At 63.5% G+C, this 15,539-nt stretch carries 15 protein-coding genes; 3 read left to right on the plus strand and 12 right to left on the minus strand.

Going from position 1 to position 15,539, the window contains the following annotated elements; all coding sequences use genetic code 11:
- Window positions 1-234 precede the first annotated feature (234 nt).
- Entirely contained in the window at window positions 235-1,416 is a 1,182-nt protein-coding gene (locus LPJGGPFB_RS18765) for a Gfo/Idh/MocA family protein (RefSeq protein WP_173421460.1), read from the plus strand.
- A gap of 366 nt (window positions 1,417-1,782) precedes the next feature.
- On the opposite strand, the gene LPJGGPFB_RS18770 is transcribed toward LPJGGPFB_RS18765, so the two are convergent.
- A complete protein-coding gene (locus LPJGGPFB_RS18770; protein WP_173422228.1) occupies window positions 1,783-3,018 on the minus strand; it encodes an alpha/beta hydrolase in 1,236 nt (411 codons plus the stop codon).
- A gap of 489 nt (window positions 3,019-3,507) precedes the next feature.
- On the opposite strand from LPJGGPFB_RS18770, the gene LPJGGPFB_RS18775 reads away from it, so the two are divergent.
- Together LPJGGPFB_RS18775 and LPJGGPFB_RS33470 are read left to right on the plus strand one after the other, a co-directional pair.
- The gene (locus LPJGGPFB_RS18775; protein WP_115422714.1) at window positions 3,508-3,747 is read left to right on the plus strand and encodes a hypothetical protein; all 240 of its coding nucleotides are present in this window, start codon (window positions 3,508-3,510) and stop codon (window positions 3,745-3,747) included.
- 85 nt (window positions 3,748-3,832) lie between these two features.
- Window positions 3,833-3,955, plus strand: a complete 123-nt coding sequence (locus LPJGGPFB_RS33470) for a hypothetical protein (RefSeq protein WP_268833705.1) — start codon at window positions 3,833-3,835, stop codon at window positions 3,953-3,955.
- Between the two features lie 25 nt (window positions 3,956-3,980).
- Here LPJGGPFB_RS33470 and LPJGGPFB_RS18780 read toward each other — a convergent pair whose 3' ends face one another.
- From LPJGGPFB_RS18780 to tauA, 11 genes are all read right to left on the minus strand, one after another.
- On the minus strand, window positions 3,981-4,706 hold the full coding sequence (locus LPJGGPFB_RS18780; RefSeq protein ID WP_173421461.1) for an LrgB family protein: 726 nt from the start codon (window positions 4,704-4,706) through the stop codon (window positions 3,981-3,983).
- Window positions 4,696-5,082 carry a CidA/LrgA family protein gene (locus LPJGGPFB_RS18785; RefSeq protein WP_210264523.1) on the minus strand — a complete coding sequence of 129 codons (387 nt, stop codon included), beginning with the start codon at window positions 5,080-5,082 and terminating at the stop codon, window positions 4,696-4,698. The genes LPJGGPFB_RS18780 and LPJGGPFB_RS18785 overlap by 11 nt, the downstream gene beginning before the upstream one ends.
- A gap of 111 nt (window positions 5,083-5,193) precedes the next feature.
- Complete coding sequence (locus LPJGGPFB_RS18790; protein WP_173421463.1) at window positions 5,194-6,681, minus strand: nucleobase:cation symporter-2 family protein; 1,488 nt, start codon at window positions 6,679-6,681, stop codon at window positions 5,194-5,196.
- Between the two features lie 188 nt (window positions 6,682-6,869).
- Window positions 6,870-7,868 (minus strand): phosphate acetyltransferase, encoded by a 999-nt coding sequence (pta, locus tag LPJGGPFB_RS18795; protein WP_173421464.1) that lies wholly within the window; start codon window positions 7,866-7,868, stop codon window positions 6,870-6,872.
- Window positions 7,868-8,905, minus strand: a complete 1,038-nt coding sequence (locus LPJGGPFB_RS18800; protein WP_173421465.1) for a YeiH family protein — start codon at window positions 8,903-8,905, stop codon at window positions 7,868-7,870. The genes pta and LPJGGPFB_RS18800 overlap by 1 nt, the downstream gene beginning before the upstream one ends.
- A gap of 75 nt (window positions 8,906-8,980) precedes the next feature.
- Entirely contained in the window at window positions 8,981-10,756 is a 1,776-nt protein-coding gene (gene xsc / locus LPJGGPFB_RS18805; protein WP_173421466.1) for a sulfoacetaldehyde acetyltransferase, read from the minus strand.
- Window positions 10,757-10,798: 42 nt separating this feature from the next.
- The gene (locus LPJGGPFB_RS18810) at window positions 10,799-12,196 is read right to left on the minus strand and encodes an NAD(P)/FAD-dependent oxidoreductase (protein WP_173421467.1); all 1,398 of its coding nucleotides are present in this window, start codon (window positions 12,194-12,196) and stop codon (window positions 10,799-10,801) included.
- A 25-nt stretch (window positions 12,197-12,221) separates the two neighbouring features.
- The gene (locus LPJGGPFB_RS18815; RefSeq protein WP_173422229.1) at window positions 12,222-12,608 is read right to left on the minus strand and encodes a nuclear transport factor 2 family protein; all 387 of its coding nucleotides are present in this window, start codon (window positions 12,606-12,608) and stop codon (window positions 12,222-12,224) included.
- 168 nt (window positions 12,609-12,776) lie between these two features.
- Window positions 12,777-13,604, minus strand: coding sequence for an ABC transporter permease subunit (locus LPJGGPFB_RS18820; protein WP_173421468.1), 828 nt, complete (start codon window positions 13,602-13,604; stop codon window positions 12,777-12,779).
- Window positions 13,597-14,409, minus strand: a complete 813-nt coding sequence (locus tag LPJGGPFB_RS18825) for a taurine ABC transporter ATP-binding protein (protein ID WP_173421469.1) — start codon at window positions 14,407-14,409, stop codon at window positions 13,597-13,599. The genes LPJGGPFB_RS18820 and LPJGGPFB_RS18825 overlap by 8 nt, the downstream gene beginning before the upstream one ends.
- Before the next feature lie 81 nt (window positions 14,410-14,490).
- The gene (gene tauA, locus LPJGGPFB_RS18830) at window positions 14,491-15,510 is read right to left on the minus strand and encodes a taurine ABC transporter substrate-binding protein (RefSeq protein ID WP_173421470.1); all 1,020 of its coding nucleotides are present in this window, start codon (window positions 15,508-15,510) and stop codon (window positions 14,491-14,493) included.
- Between the last annotated feature and the right edge of the window lie 29 nt (window positions 15,511-15,539).

Genomic DNA, 15,539 nt, shown 5'->3' on the forward strand with positions numbered 1-15,539 from the left:
CTGCCGTAGCTGCCAGCGACTGCCCCTCACCCTAACCCTCTCCCCGCAGGCGGGGAGAGGGGACGTGGCAGACGATGCGGCTGACGACGCGCAGGCCTGGGGAAAGCCTAACGCTGCGGCAAGTCCCTTCTCCCCGCTGGCGGGGAGAAGGTGCCGGCAGGCGGATGAGGGGCTACGTCCACGATATGGGCGGCCCCACAACAACAAGATGGACAGACACGAGGAGACAGGACGATGGCAATCGAGGGAACGAGCGAAAAGCGCGAGCGGCGGATCCGGCTCGGCATGGTCGGCGGCGGCTCGGGCGCCTTCATCGGCGCGGTGCACCGCATCGCCGCCCGGCTCGACGATCACTACGAGCTGGTGGCCGGCGCGCTGTCGTCGACACCGGACAGAGCCGAAAGCTCCGGCCGCGAACTCGGGCTCGATCCGTCGCGGGTCTATTCCGATTTCAAGCAGATGGCGATCCGCGAGGCCAAGCTGAAGGACGGTATCGAGGCGGTGGCGATCGTCACCCCCAACCACGTGCACTATGAAGCGGCCAAAGAGTTTTTGAAGCGCGGCATCCATGTGATCTGCGACAAGCCGCTGACCTCGACGCTGTCGGACGCGAAGAAGCTGAAGAAGGCGGCCGACGACAGCGATGCGCTGTTCGTGCTCACGCACAACTACACCGGCTATCCGATGGTGCGCCAGGCGCGCGAGATGGTTCAAAACGGCGACATCGGCGCCGTCAGGCTGGTGCAGATGGAATATCCGCAGGACTGGCTGACGGAGAATATCGAGCAGTCGGGCCAGAAGCAGGCGGCCTGGCGCACGGATCCGGCCCGCTCGGGCGCCGGCGGCTCGACCGGCGACATCGGCACGCATGCCTATAATCTCGGCGCCTTCGTCTCCGGGCTGGAACTCGAAGAACTGGCCGCCGACCTCGACAGTTTTGTCGAAGGACGCCAGCTCGACGACAATGCCCATGTGATGATGCGCTTCAAGCAGAAGGACGGCGAGCGCGCCAAGGGGCTCTTGTGGTGCAGCCAGGTGGCGCCCGGCCACGAGAACGGGCTGATGGTCAGGGTCTACGGCACCAAGGGCGGACTGGAGTGGACGCAGAAGGATCCGAACTATCTCTGGTACACGCCGTTCGGCGAGCCGAAGCGGCTGATCACGCGGGCGGGTGCGGGCTCTGGCGCTGCTGCTGCCCGCGTCAGCCGCGTCCCGTCCGGACATCCCGAAGGTTATCTCGAGGGTTTTGCCAACATCTACAGCGAAGCCGCCCGCGCCATCTTCGCCAAGCGCAAGGGTGAGGCCATCGATCCCGCCGTCACCTATCCGACCATCGACGATGGCATGAAGGGCATGGCCTTCGTCGACGCCTGCGTCCAGTCGTCAAAACGAAACGGGGCGTGGGTAAAGGTGTAGGGGGCCCACAACGCCGCGTGTCTTTTCAGACGCTTAAAGGTCGCTGTCTTCAGTCGCATGGCCGCATGGTTTCTGTCCCTGAAGCTGATCGGGCGTCAGGAAACACGCGGCGGTGTGTCCTCACATCAGCGCCGTCGCGGCTTGAGCAGCGGCTGATGGCCCCAGGCGGTCGCCAGCTGCGCTCGGCCGCCATCACCGAATTTCCGGACCAGCCCTGATACAATCGACCAGAGCAACCTCGACTGCCGTCGGGGCCGTCAGGATGCGAACGTGTGGTTCGCATCCGTGCGTCTCACGTCGCTCAATGCCCCCTGGGGCAACGGCCATCGAGCGTTACGATGACCACGAACCTCTGTCGTGTTTACCTTAGCGGGCACATCCTGGCGCCGTCGGGTTTGTCCGGTCGCATCCTTTCGCCGTCGCCGCACGATTGTTGTTCTTTGCAGCAATCCCTCCGAGGTGCTCGGCATAATTGTCGCGGGTGTTTTGATCGACAACGGCGACCGGTGCTGCAAGAACCAGACCGGCAGCGTTGCCCACGGCCGCGGCCGTTCCGGTCGTTGCCACCAGGATCTTGTCGCCGAAGCCGACCCGGCTGTCGGTCAGTGTCTGGCCCTCGGAAATGCGCGAACCGATAAGGCGAACGATCTCCGGGGATTCCGCGAACTTGCCGTGATTGAGGCGGTCGCCCGCCTTGATCTTCGTCAGGTCGATCACAGTAATTTCGTTGTCCTCGAGTTCTTTCTTGTAGGGTTCCTGCTCAGGGTCGATCGCCCCGAGCCGGGCTACGTCACCCCAGACCCGGCGCGAGGCAGCGAGCGCACGGTCGTCGCGCGAGACGAACAGCGTAAAATTGGGATGTTTCTCGCCCATGTCCTCGATCTGCTGGCGGAAGACATCGACGTCGACATCGGGGGCCGCCAGCATGACGTTCTTGAACTTTGCCGGCAGTTCGCCATTGCGGATCGCCATCTGGCGCAGCGCCTCCAGTGCGAGCCAGTTGCCCATGGAGTGCGCGAGGATCGAGACCTCCTTCACTTCCGGATCGCGGTAGAGATATTGAAACAGGTTTTCCAGCGCATTGCGGGTGTAGTTGGCACTCTCTCGATCGTAACCGTAGGCCAGCAGGCTTCCACGTGACGGCCACGTCACGAGAATAGGCGCGCTGCGGACGCCGGAATCATGGACGATCTGGGCAAAGCGATAGACGGAATCCTCGAAGCGGTTGTTGAAACCGTGAATGAAGACGAAGACGCTTTTGTCGGGGCTTTTGCGCACGCTGGTGCTCAGCCAGGACTTGGCGGCAGCGACATCCAGCTCCTCAGCCTTCAATGTTGCAAAATCCGTTGCCGGGTTGGGGGGCAAACGCTTAGGCCAGGCAACCTCGCCCGCCTTGCGCACCGGCGGAATGGACACGGTCATATCGGCGAAGGTGGCGGCCAAGGCCCGTTCGCCGCTGTACATCTCTCCAGGGTTCGGCGAATGGCTGCGTGTCGTGGTGATGAGCATGTTGACACGGCTCGAACCTGGAGAGGTATCGGCGACCGGTGTCAGCACGCCTTTGGGATGGCCTCCGCATGCGGTCAGCACAAAGACAAGCATGGCGACGATTGCGCCGGTTCGAAATCGTTCAGGAGGTGCATCGCACGTCCTGCCGCTGGTATCCCGGCTCATTGCATCCCCCTGTCAAAGCGCAGTGCAAGCAGTCCCCAGCCGGCTTCCTGTCTTATTTCTGGGATGCTAATGCACGGAGCAGTTACAATGCAAGTGCATCAACGCCCGCTCGGCAGAACGGTGCCCGGTTTCGCAGAGGTCGTTCCCGAGGTTTGGGGGGTAGCAAGGCGCCGCCCGGTGATCGCTCTTTTGCCGTCGCCACGCGGATACGTTGCGGCATTCCGGCGACGTGGCAGATCATCTCAGTAAAGCCCCAATCACCGGCTAACCCTCTATGGTCATTCTCTGGCTCATCTGGCTTTTCGCTGCGGCGGCGACCGCAGGTCTGCCAACGCGCCCGGTTATCGACCCCTCCATGGGTATATGGTCCCTGTCCTCATTGCGGATAGGCCGGCGCGAATGCAGAGCGAGGTTCCTATGCGTGGAATTCCCGACGACATGCTTGCCGCCTTGAGCAAGGCGGAAGTCTCCATGCTTTGGCGCGTCTTCGAGACGGTGTGCATCGAATACGACATTCCGAGAGATGGCGAGCAGATCCAGCATCTGGCCCGGTTTCTCATGAGCGAATTTCGTCGCCCTCTGGACGAGGAAGCGTTGCTGGTTGCGGCCGAGGCTTTCTACCGTCACCACGACGGCAAATATGCAAAGTCGGCCTGAGGCCGCAATTTCATTGGCCATGGCGACGCCGGTTGCCGGCGACCCGGGCCGTTATCGCATTGAGACACAACCAAGGGAGAAATCCATGAAGCCATCTGTCGGAAGTTTCGGATACCAGTTCAGGTTCCTCGATTTCACGGTCCGATCGTCGCTGGCAATTGTGCTGGGTGTCGTCGGCTGTGTCACCCTCTACGGCGCTTTCTGGTAGCGGGCTGTCCCGGAAGGCTGGCTGCTCAGAGCAGCAGCCCGAGGACAATCGCGGCGATGGCTGAGGTCAATATGCCGTTGAGTGCCATGGCCAGGCCCGAAAACGTGCCGGCGATCTCGTTGACCTGAAAGGCGCGCGCGGTACCGATGCCGTGTGACGTCAGGCCGGCCGCAAACCCGCGTGCCGCATAATTCTTGATGCGCAGCAGGTTCATCAATGGCGTCACGATGATCGCCCCGAGGACGCCGGTGAAGATCACCAGAAGCGCTGTCAGGGCCGGATCGCCACCGAGTTGCTGTGAGATGCCGACGGCGATGCCTGCCGTTGCCGATTTCGGCGCAAGCGAGATGGCGACGCTGTCGGGTGCGCCGAGCAGGATGGCGACACCGGTCGCACAGACGATCGCCGTCAGGCTGCCGGCGAAAAGCGCGACGATGACGGGTACGAAGTTCTGCCTGATCAGGGTGCGGTTTCTATAGAGCGGAACGGCCAGCGCCACAGTCGCGGGGCCGAGTGCGAAATGCACGAACTGTGCCCCGTCGAAATAGGTCGAATAGGATGTCCCGGTCGCCGCCAGGATCGCGACGACGAGGCCAACGGCAATCAGCACGGGATTGACGATCGGGTTGAAGCCGCTCCAGGCGGCCAGTCTTTGAGCGGCGATATAGGCACCGATCGTTACCGTCAGCCACAGAAGCGGACTGGTCGAGAGATAGACCCAGAGTTCGAAAACGCGGCCGCTAGTGTCCATCGCCAGCTCCTTTTGCGCCGAACACTCGGCTGACCAGCAGGAAAGCGCCGACTGTGACCATCAGCGTCACAACTGTCGACACGACGACGGCGATGACGATGGTGCCGGCGTAGTCGTAGATCAGCCGGTAGTTCTGCATCACCCCGACGCCAAGCGGCACGAACAGTACGCCGAGGTTCTTGAGCAGGGTGTCGGCGACGCCGCTGACGCGGGTATGGGCAGCGCCGTCCTCGGACCCCGTTCTTTTATCGGCAAGCCAAAGATAGGCAAGCAGAAGCACGATGCCGAGTGCCGGAGCAGGCATGCTCAGGTCGAGCGTTCTGACAACGATCTCGCCGATCAGTTGGCAGACCAGTATGACAAACAGTCCTTCCATCACCGTCTCCAGCGGGTCCGCGGGGAGACCCCGCGGCGCATTCGTCGCATCAATTTGTGCTTCGTAGCTGAAATCCTTCCGTGATGCCTACCGCATAATTCGTGACGCGCTTCAGTGATGAACTGCGGCGACCGGTACCTCGTTGCCGTCGCGGTCGAAGAGCTTGCCGTCGCGATAGTGGTCGCCGTCGCGCAGGGCGGAAATGTCCTGGTAGCGGATGATGCGCTCCGTGCCGGCCACGAACACCGACTGTTGATCGGAGTTGCCAGCCTTGAAGTGGTTGAAGAGCAGATTGAGCGAGATCGCCATGATCGCCGACGAGCTGATGCCGGAGTGGAAGATGGTCTCGAACCAGGCCGGGAAGTGATCGTAGAAATGCGGTGCCGCGATCGGGATCATGCCGAAGCCGATCGATGTGGCGACGATGACAAGGTTCATGTTGTTGTGGTAATCGACCTTGGAGAGCGAGCGAATGCCGCTTGCCGCCACCGTGCCGAACAGCACGACGCCGGCGCCGCCCAGCACCGCAGGGGGAACGGCCGCGATCACCCGACCCATGACCGGAAGGATGCCGAGCGTCACCAGGATGAGGCCGCCGGTGGCAACGGCATAGCGGCTCTTGATGCCGGTGACCGCCACGAGGCCGACGTTCTGGGCAAAGGCGCTCTGGGTGAACGAGCCGAAGATGGGGGCAAACAGGCTCGATATCATGTCGGCGCGCAGGCCGTCGCCGAGCCGCTTGGAATCGACCTTGGTGCCGATGATCTCGCCGACGGCCAGAATGTCCGCCGATGTCTCGACCAGGATCACCAGCAGCACGATGAACATCGAGATGATCGCGGCGGCCGTGAACACCGGTGCGCCGAAATGAAAGGGCGAGGGGAACGCGAGCATCGGACCTTCGGCGACCTTGGAAAAATCGGTCATCCCAAACGCAAGCGCAATCAGCGTGCCGATGACCATGGCAAGCAGGATCGACAGGCGTGAAATGCTGGAGCTGCCGACCTTGCTCAGAAGCAGGACCGTGAGCAAGGTCACGGCCGCCAGACCGATATTGCTGACGCTGCCGAAATCCGGCGCGGTCGGATTGCCGCCCATGGCCCAGCGCGCGGCGACCGGCATCAGGGTGAGGCCGATGGTGGTGATGACGATGCCGGTGACGAGCGGCGGAAAGAACCTTGTAATGCGCGAAAAGATCGGGGTGATGGCGAGGCCGACGAGCGAGGCCACCATCACGGCACCCATGACCGCCGGCAATCCGCCGCCTTCGCGGCTGGTGACGATCGCCACCATGGTGGCGACACCGGCGAACGAGACGCCCTGAACCAGCGGCAGCTGACAGCCGAAGAACGGGATGCCGATGGTTTGCAGGATGGTCGCGAGGCCGCCGGCAAACAGCGACGCGGTGATCAGAAGGCCAATATCGGCCGGTGACAGGCCGGCGGCCTGGCCGATGATCAGCGGGACGGCGACGATGCCGCCATACATGGTAAGCACGTGCTGAAGGCCGTAGACGAGGTTCGCGCCCGCGCCCAGGCGCTTGTCCTCCGGCCGCTCGATCGTCTGTTCGATGTGATCGTTTCGATGCGAAACATCCATGCGTCTCCTCCCAGATGCGTGTGCTGTCTAATCTGCGCGTCTCCTCAAACGCGATGCCGGAACTATAGGCCGAGATCTTCGGCACCATTGCATGCGGGTGATTTGAAGTTGTTTTCGGTTTGTGGACGGTAATGCCTTCTGGCCGGATCGCCGCGAAAGAGGCCACGGCCGCGGGCTAGATGGTGCCTTTATCGCGATGCCGCCTGCACCACGGTGACGGCAATCATGTGGAAGACGTCGTCTGCCGTGCAGCCACGGGACAGATCGTTGGCGGGCTTGGCGAGCCCTTGGAGAACCGGGCCGATGGCAGTCGCGCCGCCGATGCGCTGGGCGATCTTGTAGCCGATGTTGGCGGCATCGAGATTGGGAAAGACGAAAACGTTTGCCTGCCCGTGCAGCGCCGAATTGGGTGCCTTGGAGGACGATACGGCTTCAACGAAGGCGCTGTCGAACTGCAATTCCCCGTCGATCAGCAGGTCGGGCTGGGCGGCCCGAGCAATGTTCGTCGCCTCGACCACCTTTGAAACGCGATCGTGGGCGGCACTGCCATTGGTCGAAAAGGAAAGCATCGCGACCTTGGCCCGATCCCCCAGAAGCGACTGATAGGACTGTGCCGACATGCGGGCGATATCGGCAAGGCCGGCGGCGTCCGGGTCGACGACGAGGCCGCAGTCGGAAAAGACGAAGGCGCCCTTCTTCGCATGGTGGGGCTGGCACAGCATCATCAGGAAGAAACTGGAGACGAGGCCGGCATCCGGCGCGCGACCGATCACTTGTAGTGCGGTGCGCACCGTGTCGGCGGTGGTTGCCACCGCCCCGCCGATGGTGCCGTCCGCCTCGTCCTCGCGTACCATCATGGCGGCAAAGACCAAATCCTCGCGCACGGCCTTCTCTGCGGCCTCTCGGTCGACGCCCTTGCTCCGGCGCAGTTCGTGGTACCGGAAGGCAAACCGCTCTGTCAGCGCTGACGTTGCCGGGTCTTCGATCCGGACGTCTTGCTTCTCGCCGCCGTGATCGCGCAGGTGTTCGCCGACGATCTCGCGCCGCCCGATCAGCGTGATCTCGGCAAGGCCTTCGGCGCGGGCGCGCAGGGCGGCTGCCACCACGCGCCCATCCTCGCCCTCGGCAAGCACGATATGGCGCGGCGCTTTTCTTGCGGTTTCGATGATCTTGTCGAGCGGTTTCATCAGAGGTGCCCCAGATAATGCATGCCAGCGAGAATGAAGACGCCGAGGAAGATGGTTTCGGCGACGATCAGTGCGACCGCGTCGCCGCCGACATCGAGCACGCGGCGCAGCGACGTCTTCATGCCGACGGCGACGATGCCCGCCAGCAGCGACCAGCGCGACGCCTCCATGCCGAGCTCGGCGACGGCAGCCGGCACCATCCCGACGGAGTTCGTGGCGGCAAGGATCAGGAAGGCGACGACGAAGCCGGGCAGCAGGGGTGGGCGCTTGCCTGCCTCGACACCTTCCTGGGGAACGTTTCGAAGCGCGATGGAGAAGATGAGGACGACGGGCGCCAGCATCGTCACGCGGATGAGCTTGACGAGCGTCGCCGTCTCGCCGGCCTCTGGCGACACCGAGAAACCGGCCCCGACAACCTGGGCCACGTCATGAATGGTGCCGCCGAAGAAGATGCCGGTGCCGCGGGCGTCAAGCCCCAGAGCTTGGGCGAGAATGGGATAACCGATCATCGCCAGCGTGCTCAGAACCGTCACCGACAGCACGGTGAAGATCAGGTTGCGCTCGGAGAACTCGTTTTTCGGCAGGACGGCGGCGATTGCCATCGCGGCGGATGCACCGCAGATCGCCACAGCGCCGCTGGTCAGAAGCGCAAGCCGCCAGCCCCTGCCAAGGACCTTGGCAGCCGCCAGCCCGAACAGGATAGTCGCGGCGATCGCGGCGACCAGGAGGAAAATGGTGCCGCTACCGAGCCCGATCAGAAGGTCGACACTGATGCGCATGCCGAGCAGGGCGACGCCGATCCTGAGGATCATCTTTGCCGATAGTTCGATGCCGGCGACGCAGCGGCCTTCCTCGGAGAGAAAATGAAAGGCGATGCCGAGCAGCAGCGCCATCAGCATGGCGGGCGCGCCATAGTGATCCGACAGGAACTGCGCCGCCATGGCGACGGCCGCCGTCACCAGGAGGCCGGGACCATAAGTCGACAGGGCTTCAGGCAGCCATTGAAACCGTCGGGTCGTTTCGGATACCGCATTCATGTCAAATTTCCCGTCCGAGAATACCAAATTGGAGCCCATGCCCGGCGACATCAGCAGCCGGGCATGGGGTGGATGTCAGACGTGCTGCTGCGGCCGCATGTCGGAGCGCTCGATGCCGGCGACCTGCACCGGCTTCTTCATCGCATCGCGGCGGAAGGGCTCGCCCAGCTCCTGATTGAGGATGACCTCGACGAATGTCGTCACGCCCTTTGCCTGGTCCTGCAACGCCTGCTGCAGGGCGGCGGTCAGATCGACTTGCGTGTCGACCGTCACGCCCTTCAGGCCGCAACCGTCGGCTACCTTGGCGTAGCTGAGGTTGGGGTTGAGCTCGGTGCCGACAAAATTGTTGTCGTACCAGAGCGTCGTGTTGCGCTTCTCGGCTCCCCACTGGAAATTCCGGAAGATCACCATGGTGATCGGCGGCCAGCCGGCGCGGCCGATGGAGGTCATCTCGTTCATCGAAATGCCGAAGGCGCCGTCGCCGGCAAAGCCGACCACCGGCACATCGGGGCAACCGATCTTGGCGCCGACGATCGACGGGAAGCCGTAGCCGCAGGGGCCGAACATGCCGGGCGCCAGGTATTTCCGGCCCTGCTCAAAGCTCGGATAGGCGTTGCCGATGGCACAGTTGTTGCCGATGTCGGTCGAGATGATCGCGTCCTTGGGCAGCGCCGCCTGGATCGCCCGCCATGCCTGGCGCGGCGACATGCGGTCGCTCTCCCGGCGACGTGCCGAGGCATTCCATTCGGTGCCCGGATCGTCGTCCTCATGGTCCATCGACGACAGCTGCTGCAGCCAGGCCGAGCGGGTGGTGTGGATGAGTGCCTTGCGCTCCTCGCGGCCGCTGTCGCCGGCCGTGGGCGACAGCTGCTCAAGGATCTGGCTTGCCACCTGCTTGGCGTCGCCGCAGATGCCGACGGTCACTTTCTTGGTGAGCCCTATGCGATCGGAGTTGATGTCGACCTGGATGATCGCGGCGTTCTTCGGCCAATAGTCGATGCCGTAGCCTGGAAGCGTCGAGAACGGGTTGAGGCGGGTGCCGAGTGCGAGCACGACATCGGCCTTTGCGATCAGTTCCATTGCCGCCTTGGAGCCGTTGTAGCCGAGCGGGCCGGCCGCCAGGCGATGGCCGCCGGGAAAGGCGTCGTTGTGCTGATAGCCGCAGCAAACCGGCGCATCGAGCCGCTCGGCAAGCGCAATCGATTCCGCAATCGCGCCGCCGATGACCACGCCGGCACCATTGAGAATGACGGGGAACTTTGCTTCCGACAGCAGTCTCGCCGCCTCGGAAATCGCCTGCTTGCCGCCGGAGGGACGCTCCAGCCGGACGATGCTCGGCAGTTCGACGTCGATCACCTGCGTCCAGTAATCGCGCGGAATGTTGATCTGCGCCGGGGCGCAGCCGCGCCAGGCCTTTTCGATGACCCGGTTGAGCACTTCGGGAACGCGGCTCGCGTCGCGCACCTCTTCCTGGTAGCAGACCATTTCCTCGAACAGCGCCATCTGGTCGACTTCCTGGAAGCCGCCCTGGCCGATCGTCTTGTTGGCCGCCTGCGGCGTGACCAGAAGCATCGGCGTGTGGTTCCAGTAGGCGGTCTTGACCGCGGTCACGAAGCCGGTGACGCCAGGGCCGTTCTGGGCGATCGCCATCGACATGTTGCCGGTGACGCGGGTGTAGCCATCGGCAATCAGCGCGGCGTTGGTTTCATGGGCGCAGTCCCAGAAGGTGATGCCCGCTTTCGGAAAGAGGTCGGAGACCGGCATCATCGCCGAGCCGATAATCCCGAAGGCGTGTTCGATGCCGTGCATCTGGAGGACTTTGATGAAAGCCTCTTCGGTCGTCATTTTCATTGTCTGTTTCCTTTCATGTTGAGTTTGGGGCCGACCGAGCGGCTAGAGGATTTCGTCCTTGAGGTAGTACCAGCGGTACATCCCCCACTGGCCGATGCGCCGGAACGGCGTCAGCAGCCCGTGGCTGGGAAGAGGAGAGGTGAAGATCGGCAGGTCGAGGGTGCCGCCTTTGCCGGCGACCATCTGCGCCATGCGTCGTCCGGCCTGGGCCGAGTACATGACGCCGTTGCCGCCATAGCCCATGGCGTAGAACAGCGCCTGTTTCGGATCCGGGCGAAAGATGCGCGGCATCATGTCGTGGCTGACATCGACCCAGCCCCACCAGGAGTAGTCGACCTTGATGCCGGTTAGCACCGGGAACTTGCGGTAGAGGCCTTCCAGCAGCCGGTCGAGGTGTTTCGGGTTGACCGCATCGGTGCCGGTGATCGCGCTGCGGCTGCCGATCTGCACGCGTCCATCCGGCAGCAGCCGGTAGTAGTGCCGCAGCGTGCGCGTGTCGGTGAGCGGGATGTGCGTCTGAAAGTTCAGCGCTGATCGTTCCTCGTCGGTGAGCACGCGGGTGACGATCGAGTTCGAGAGGATCGGCATCAGCCGGTGCTTCGTCAGCGGATGCAGGCCGGGTGAGGTATAGCCGGCCGTCGCGAAGCAGACGGCCCTTGCCCGAACGATGCCGCCGGGGGTGCGAAGGTGGAAGACATTGCCCTTCTGAGTGCAGGCGAGGACCGGGCTCGAGGTATGAACGCGGGCGCCGAGCTTTCGCGCGAGAGTGAGGTAGCCGAAGGCGAGCTTGGCCGCGTGGATGCCCATGCCGTCGGGCTCGTAAAGCGCGCCGACCGCTTCGTTGTCTCGGACGAAATCGCGATGGATCTCGTCGCGGCCGAGGATGCGGGTGCGGTAGCCGAAGACATCATTGAGCACCCAGGATTCCGCCTCCAGTGACGGCATCACCTTGTTGCGATGGGCGATATAGAGGTGTCCGCCGTCCTGCGGGTCGCAGGCGATCTCCGGCGAGCGGATGAGGTCGCGGAAGAGATCGAAGGCCTCGCTGATTTCGACGTGCATCTTCTTTGCAACATCGACGCCCCAGCGCTCGATCCACTGCGAGCGCTTGAGCCGGCCGGCGGAAATCTGTGCCTGACCGCCGTTGCGGGTGCTGCAGCCCCAGGCGACGCCGTTGGCTTCCAGCACCGTCGCCTTGATGCCATGCTCCCTGGCCAGATGGATGGCGCAGGAGAGGCCGGTATATCCCGAGCCGACGATCGCGACGTCGACGTCGATATCCTTCGAAACGGGCCCGTCGTCGGCTGGCGGCGGGCCGGCCGTTGCGATCCAGTAGGTCGGCGCATAGTCCTTGCCGTCGCCGGGATTGGGCGCGCGGTTGGGATCGTATGCCGGGTCGAAGGGCTTGCTCTGCCGTGGTGTTCTGACAAGCTGTTCCATGTCGGTCTCCTGGCCTGGCTCGTACTCAGTAGCGGAAGGGAGCCGCAATCAGCGGCCGGTTCTTGCGGAAGGCCTGCTTGCGGACGATCTTGCCGTCGCGCAGCGTGAAGAGGTCGCAGCCCTCCGCCTCGATGCGGCTGCCGTCGGCGTTGGTGCCGGAAAAGGTCCATTCCGAAACGCCGCGGTCGCCATGGACGAAGTGGCCGTGATGCGCCCAGTGTGCATCCGCCATCGTCCCCCACACGCCGCTGAAGGCGGTGGCGATCGCATCGGTGCCTTCGACACGCGTGCCGTGGGCTTCGTCGCCGGCGACCGTGTTGAAGATGCAATCGCTGGCGAAGAAGGACATCACGCCGTCGATGTCGTGCCGGTTGAAGGCGTCGAAGAGGTCGGAGAGGTCGTTGGCGGTGATCGGGGCGGTCATATGTCAGTTCCTTGCGTGTTGCAGGCGATGAATTCGGGCATGGCTTCGCCGTGGCCGGATGAACCGGCAGGATCGGCTTTGTCTGTCTGGTGATGGGGCCTTTAGGGCCGAGCGGTTATCCGCTCGGCGGCTGGCGTCCTGTCGAAGGGAGCATCGTCACACCTTGCCCTTCCAGGGAATGAGCGCCTTTTCGAGATGGCGGATCAGGAGGTCGAAAGCGAAAGCGAAGACGCCGATGACGATGATGCCCATGATCACGGTGTCGCTGGCAAGGAACTCGGCGGCGTTCAGAACCATGAAGCCGAGGCCTCGGTGAGCGGCGACCATTTCGGCCGCAACCAGCGTCGTCCAGCCGACACCGATGCCGATGCGCATGCCGGTGAAGATCTCGGGCAGCGCTGCCTTCAAAATGACGTGGCTGATGACCTGACGCCGGCTCGCACCCATCGCATAGGCCGCATGGATCTGCTCGATCGAAACGGAGCGCACGCCGGCGCGGGCGGCAATCGCCATCGGCGCGAAGATCGCCAGGAAGATCAGGAACACCTTGGGGAATTCGCCGATGCCGAGCCAGATGATGATCAGCGGCAGGTAGGCAAGCGGCGGCAGGGGGCGGTAGAACTCGATGATCGGATCGAACAGCCCGCGCATCACCCGGTTGACGCCCATGAGGATGCCGATCGGAACTGCGGTGACGAGCGCCAGCGCGAAGGCGCCGAGCACGCGGCCGAGGCTTGCGAGCGTATGCTGGGCGAGTGTCGAGTTGGAGACGCCCTCCGTCAGCGCGATCACGAACTTGTCCCAGACGGCCAAAGGCGACGGCAGGAACAGCGGTTTCACCCATTGCATCTCGGTGATCAGCAGCCAGAGCGCGACGAGCGTCAGCGCGGTCAGGAGGCTGATATGCCCGCTCATGCCTTCGCCGGGGGCGCCGTAGATCCGGCCCGGCTTGACCGGCTTGGCCTTCATCACGCGCTCAAGCATGGAGGAGCTCCGGGTTTCCGGACTGGCGCTCGTCGCCGTAGATGATGCTGAGGATCTGTTCACGCATGTCGATGAAGTCGCGACTGGATTTGATTGCACGGGCATTGCCTCCTTCCAGGAACCGTTTGTTGAAATCGAGCTCGTAGGTGTGGGTGATCCGTCCGGGCCGCGGCGACATCACGATCAGCCGCGAGCCGAGGAACAACGCCTCCTCGACGCTGTGGGTGATGAAAAAGAACATCTTGTTGGTCAGCTGCCAGACTTTCAGCAGCAGTTCCTGGATGGTCTCGCGCGTCAGCGCGTCGAGCGCCGCCATCGGCTCGTCCATCAACAGCATCGACGGATCGCAGCTCAAGGCACGGGCGATGCCGACGCGCTGCTGCATGCCGCCGGACAGGTGATAGATCATGTGCCGGTGGAAATCCTGCAGGCCGACGAGGGCAAGGTTCTTGGCGGCCACCTCGTGGCGCGTCGCCTTGTCGACGCCCCGCAGTTTCAGTCCGAATTCGGTGTTGTCGATGACGTTGAGCCAAGGCAGCAGCGCGTGCTTCTGGAACACGACCCCGCGGTCGGCACCGGGGCCGGAGACGCGGCGGTGTCCGAGCGTAATTTCGCCGGCGCTCGGGGCCATGAAGCCCGCCATCAGATTGAGCAGCGTGGTCTTGCCGCAGCCGGAGGCGCCGAGTGCCACGACGAAATCGCCGCTCTTGATCTCGAGGTTGACGCCCTTGAGCGCGATGACCGCCTCGTCCGTGTAGAGACCAGGATAGGTCAGGCTCACATTGCTGACATTGAGAGTTTCCATTGGAAAGGCCTTTCGAAAAACGGCTGTTGAGTGGCGTTGGCGGCGCTCCTGGCCGACGGGTGGCCAGGAGCTAAGCGTCGGCTACTTCGCAGCCTCTTTCGCGTAGGCGCTGTTGACATAGGGCGCGTAGTCGTCGAGCGCCTTGTCGATCTGCTTCTGGTCGGCAAGGAACTTTGCGCTTTCGGTGAGCGCGCGAAGCGCACCGCCGCCAAGCCAGGTTTCGGAGGCCTGCTCCTCAGCCGTCGGGAACGACAGGAGGTTCAGTGCTTCCACGGTGCCGGCGCCATCGCCGCCGATCAGCTTGACGATGTTCTGGACCGGTGCGGAGTCCGCCGTCCAGCTGGCGGCGTTCGCCTTGTAGTCGGCATAGGATTCGGCCAGTACCTTGGTGAAGGCGGCCATGAATTTCGGGTTTTCGGCGGCCCATTTCTTGTCGACCACCAGTCCGTCGAAGGTGGGCACGCTTGCCGCGCCGATCACTTCGGAATCGGAGATCACCTTGCCGGTCTTCAGGAGTTCCGACAGGGCCGGCGGCCAGACATAGGCGGCATCGATATCGCCGCGCTGCCAGGCGGCAACGATCTGCGGCGGCTTCATGTTGAGGATGTTGACTTCGCGCGGATCGACCTTCCATACCTGCTCAAGGCCGACCAGCAGATGGAAATGCGAGGTTGAGACGAACGGCACGCCTACCGAGCGCCCGACCAGATCTTCGGGCTTCTCGATGCCGGAACCTTCGCGGGCTACGAGCGCCTCCGACTTGCCGATGTTGTCGAGGATCCAGAACAGTTCGAGATCGACGCCGCGGGTTGCTGCGGCCGTGGTCCCGGTCGAGCCGATAACGCCGATCGGCACGTTGCCGGATGCAAGCGCCGTCGAGATGTCGCCGCCGGAGCTGAATTGGCGCCAGTCGACGATATAGCCCGCCTCCTTGGCGGCGGCGTCGAAGCGGCCGTCGGCGATCGCCGCGATGAACGGACCGACGATCTGCTGGTAGCCGATGATCACGTTGGTCTCGGCGCGGGCAAGGCTGGAAGTCAGGAGGCTGGCCGCAATCGTGGCTGCCCCCGCCATATATTTCAAGGCGTTGGAGTAGAACATGTGTTTCCCTCTGGTTCCGACCCCGTTTT

This window comes from Ensifer adhaerens (assembly GCF_013283195.1).
GTDB lineage: Bacteria > Pseudomonadota > Alphaproteobacteria > Rhizobiales > Rhizobiaceae > Ensifer > Ensifer adhaerens_G.

Excerpts from the sequence above, each read along its gene's own strand:
- LPJGGPFB_RS18765 (WP_173421460.1), top strand. The coding sequence starts at position 235 with ATGGCAATCGAGGGAACGAGCGAAAAGCGCGAGCGGCGGATCCGGCTC.
- LPJGGPFB_RS18770 (WP_173422228.1), bottom strand. The coding sequence starts at position 3,018 with ATGCTTGTCTTTGTGCTGACCGCATGCGGAGGCCATCCCAAAGGCGTG.
- LPJGGPFB_RS18775 (WP_115422714.1), top strand. The coding sequence starts at position 3,508 with ATGCGTGGAATTCCCGACGACATGCTTGCCGCCTTGAGCAAGGCGGAA.
- LPJGGPFB_RS33470 (WP_268833705.1), top strand. The coding sequence starts at position 3,833 with ATGAAGCCATCTGTCGGAAGTTTCGGATACCAGTTCAGGTTCCTCGAT.
- LPJGGPFB_RS18780 (WP_173421461.1), bottom strand. The coding sequence starts at position 4,706 with ATGGACACTAGCGGCCGCGTTTTCGAACTCTGGGTCTATCTCTCGACC.
- LPJGGPFB_RS18785 (WP_210264523.1), bottom strand. The coding sequence starts at position 5,082 with ATGGAAGGACTGTTTGTCATACTGGTCTGCCAACTGATCGGCGAGATC.
- LPJGGPFB_RS18790 (WP_173421463.1), bottom strand. The coding sequence starts at position 6,681 with ATGGATGTTTCGCATCGAAACGATCACATCGAACAGACGATCGAGCGG.
- pta (WP_173421464.1), bottom strand. The coding sequence starts at position 7,868 with ATGAAACCGCTCGACAAGATCATCGAAACCGCAAGAAAAGCGCCGCGC.
- LPJGGPFB_RS18800 (WP_173421465.1), bottom strand. The coding sequence starts at position 8,905 with ATGAATGCGGTATCCGAAACGACCCGACGGTTTCAATGGCTGCCTGAA.
- xsc (WP_173421466.1), bottom strand. The coding sequence starts at position 10,756 with ATGAAAATGACGACCGAAGAGGCTTTCATCAAAGTCCTCCAGATGCAC.
- LPJGGPFB_RS18810 (WP_173421467.1), bottom strand. The coding sequence starts at position 12,196 with ATGGAACAGCTTGTCAGAACACCACGGCAGAGCAAGCCCTTCGACCCG.
- LPJGGPFB_RS18820 (WP_173421468.1), bottom strand. The coding sequence starts at position 13,604 with ATGCTTGAGCGCGTGATGAAGGCCAAGCCGGTCAAGCCGGGCCGGATC.
- LPJGGPFB_RS18825 (WP_173421469.1), bottom strand. The coding sequence starts at position 14,409 with ATGGAAACTCTCAATGTCAGCAATGTGAGCCTGACCTATCCTGGTCTC.
- tauA (WP_173421470.1), bottom strand. The coding sequence starts at position 15,510 with ATGTTCTACTCCAACGCCTTGAAATATATGGCGGGGGCAGCCACGATT.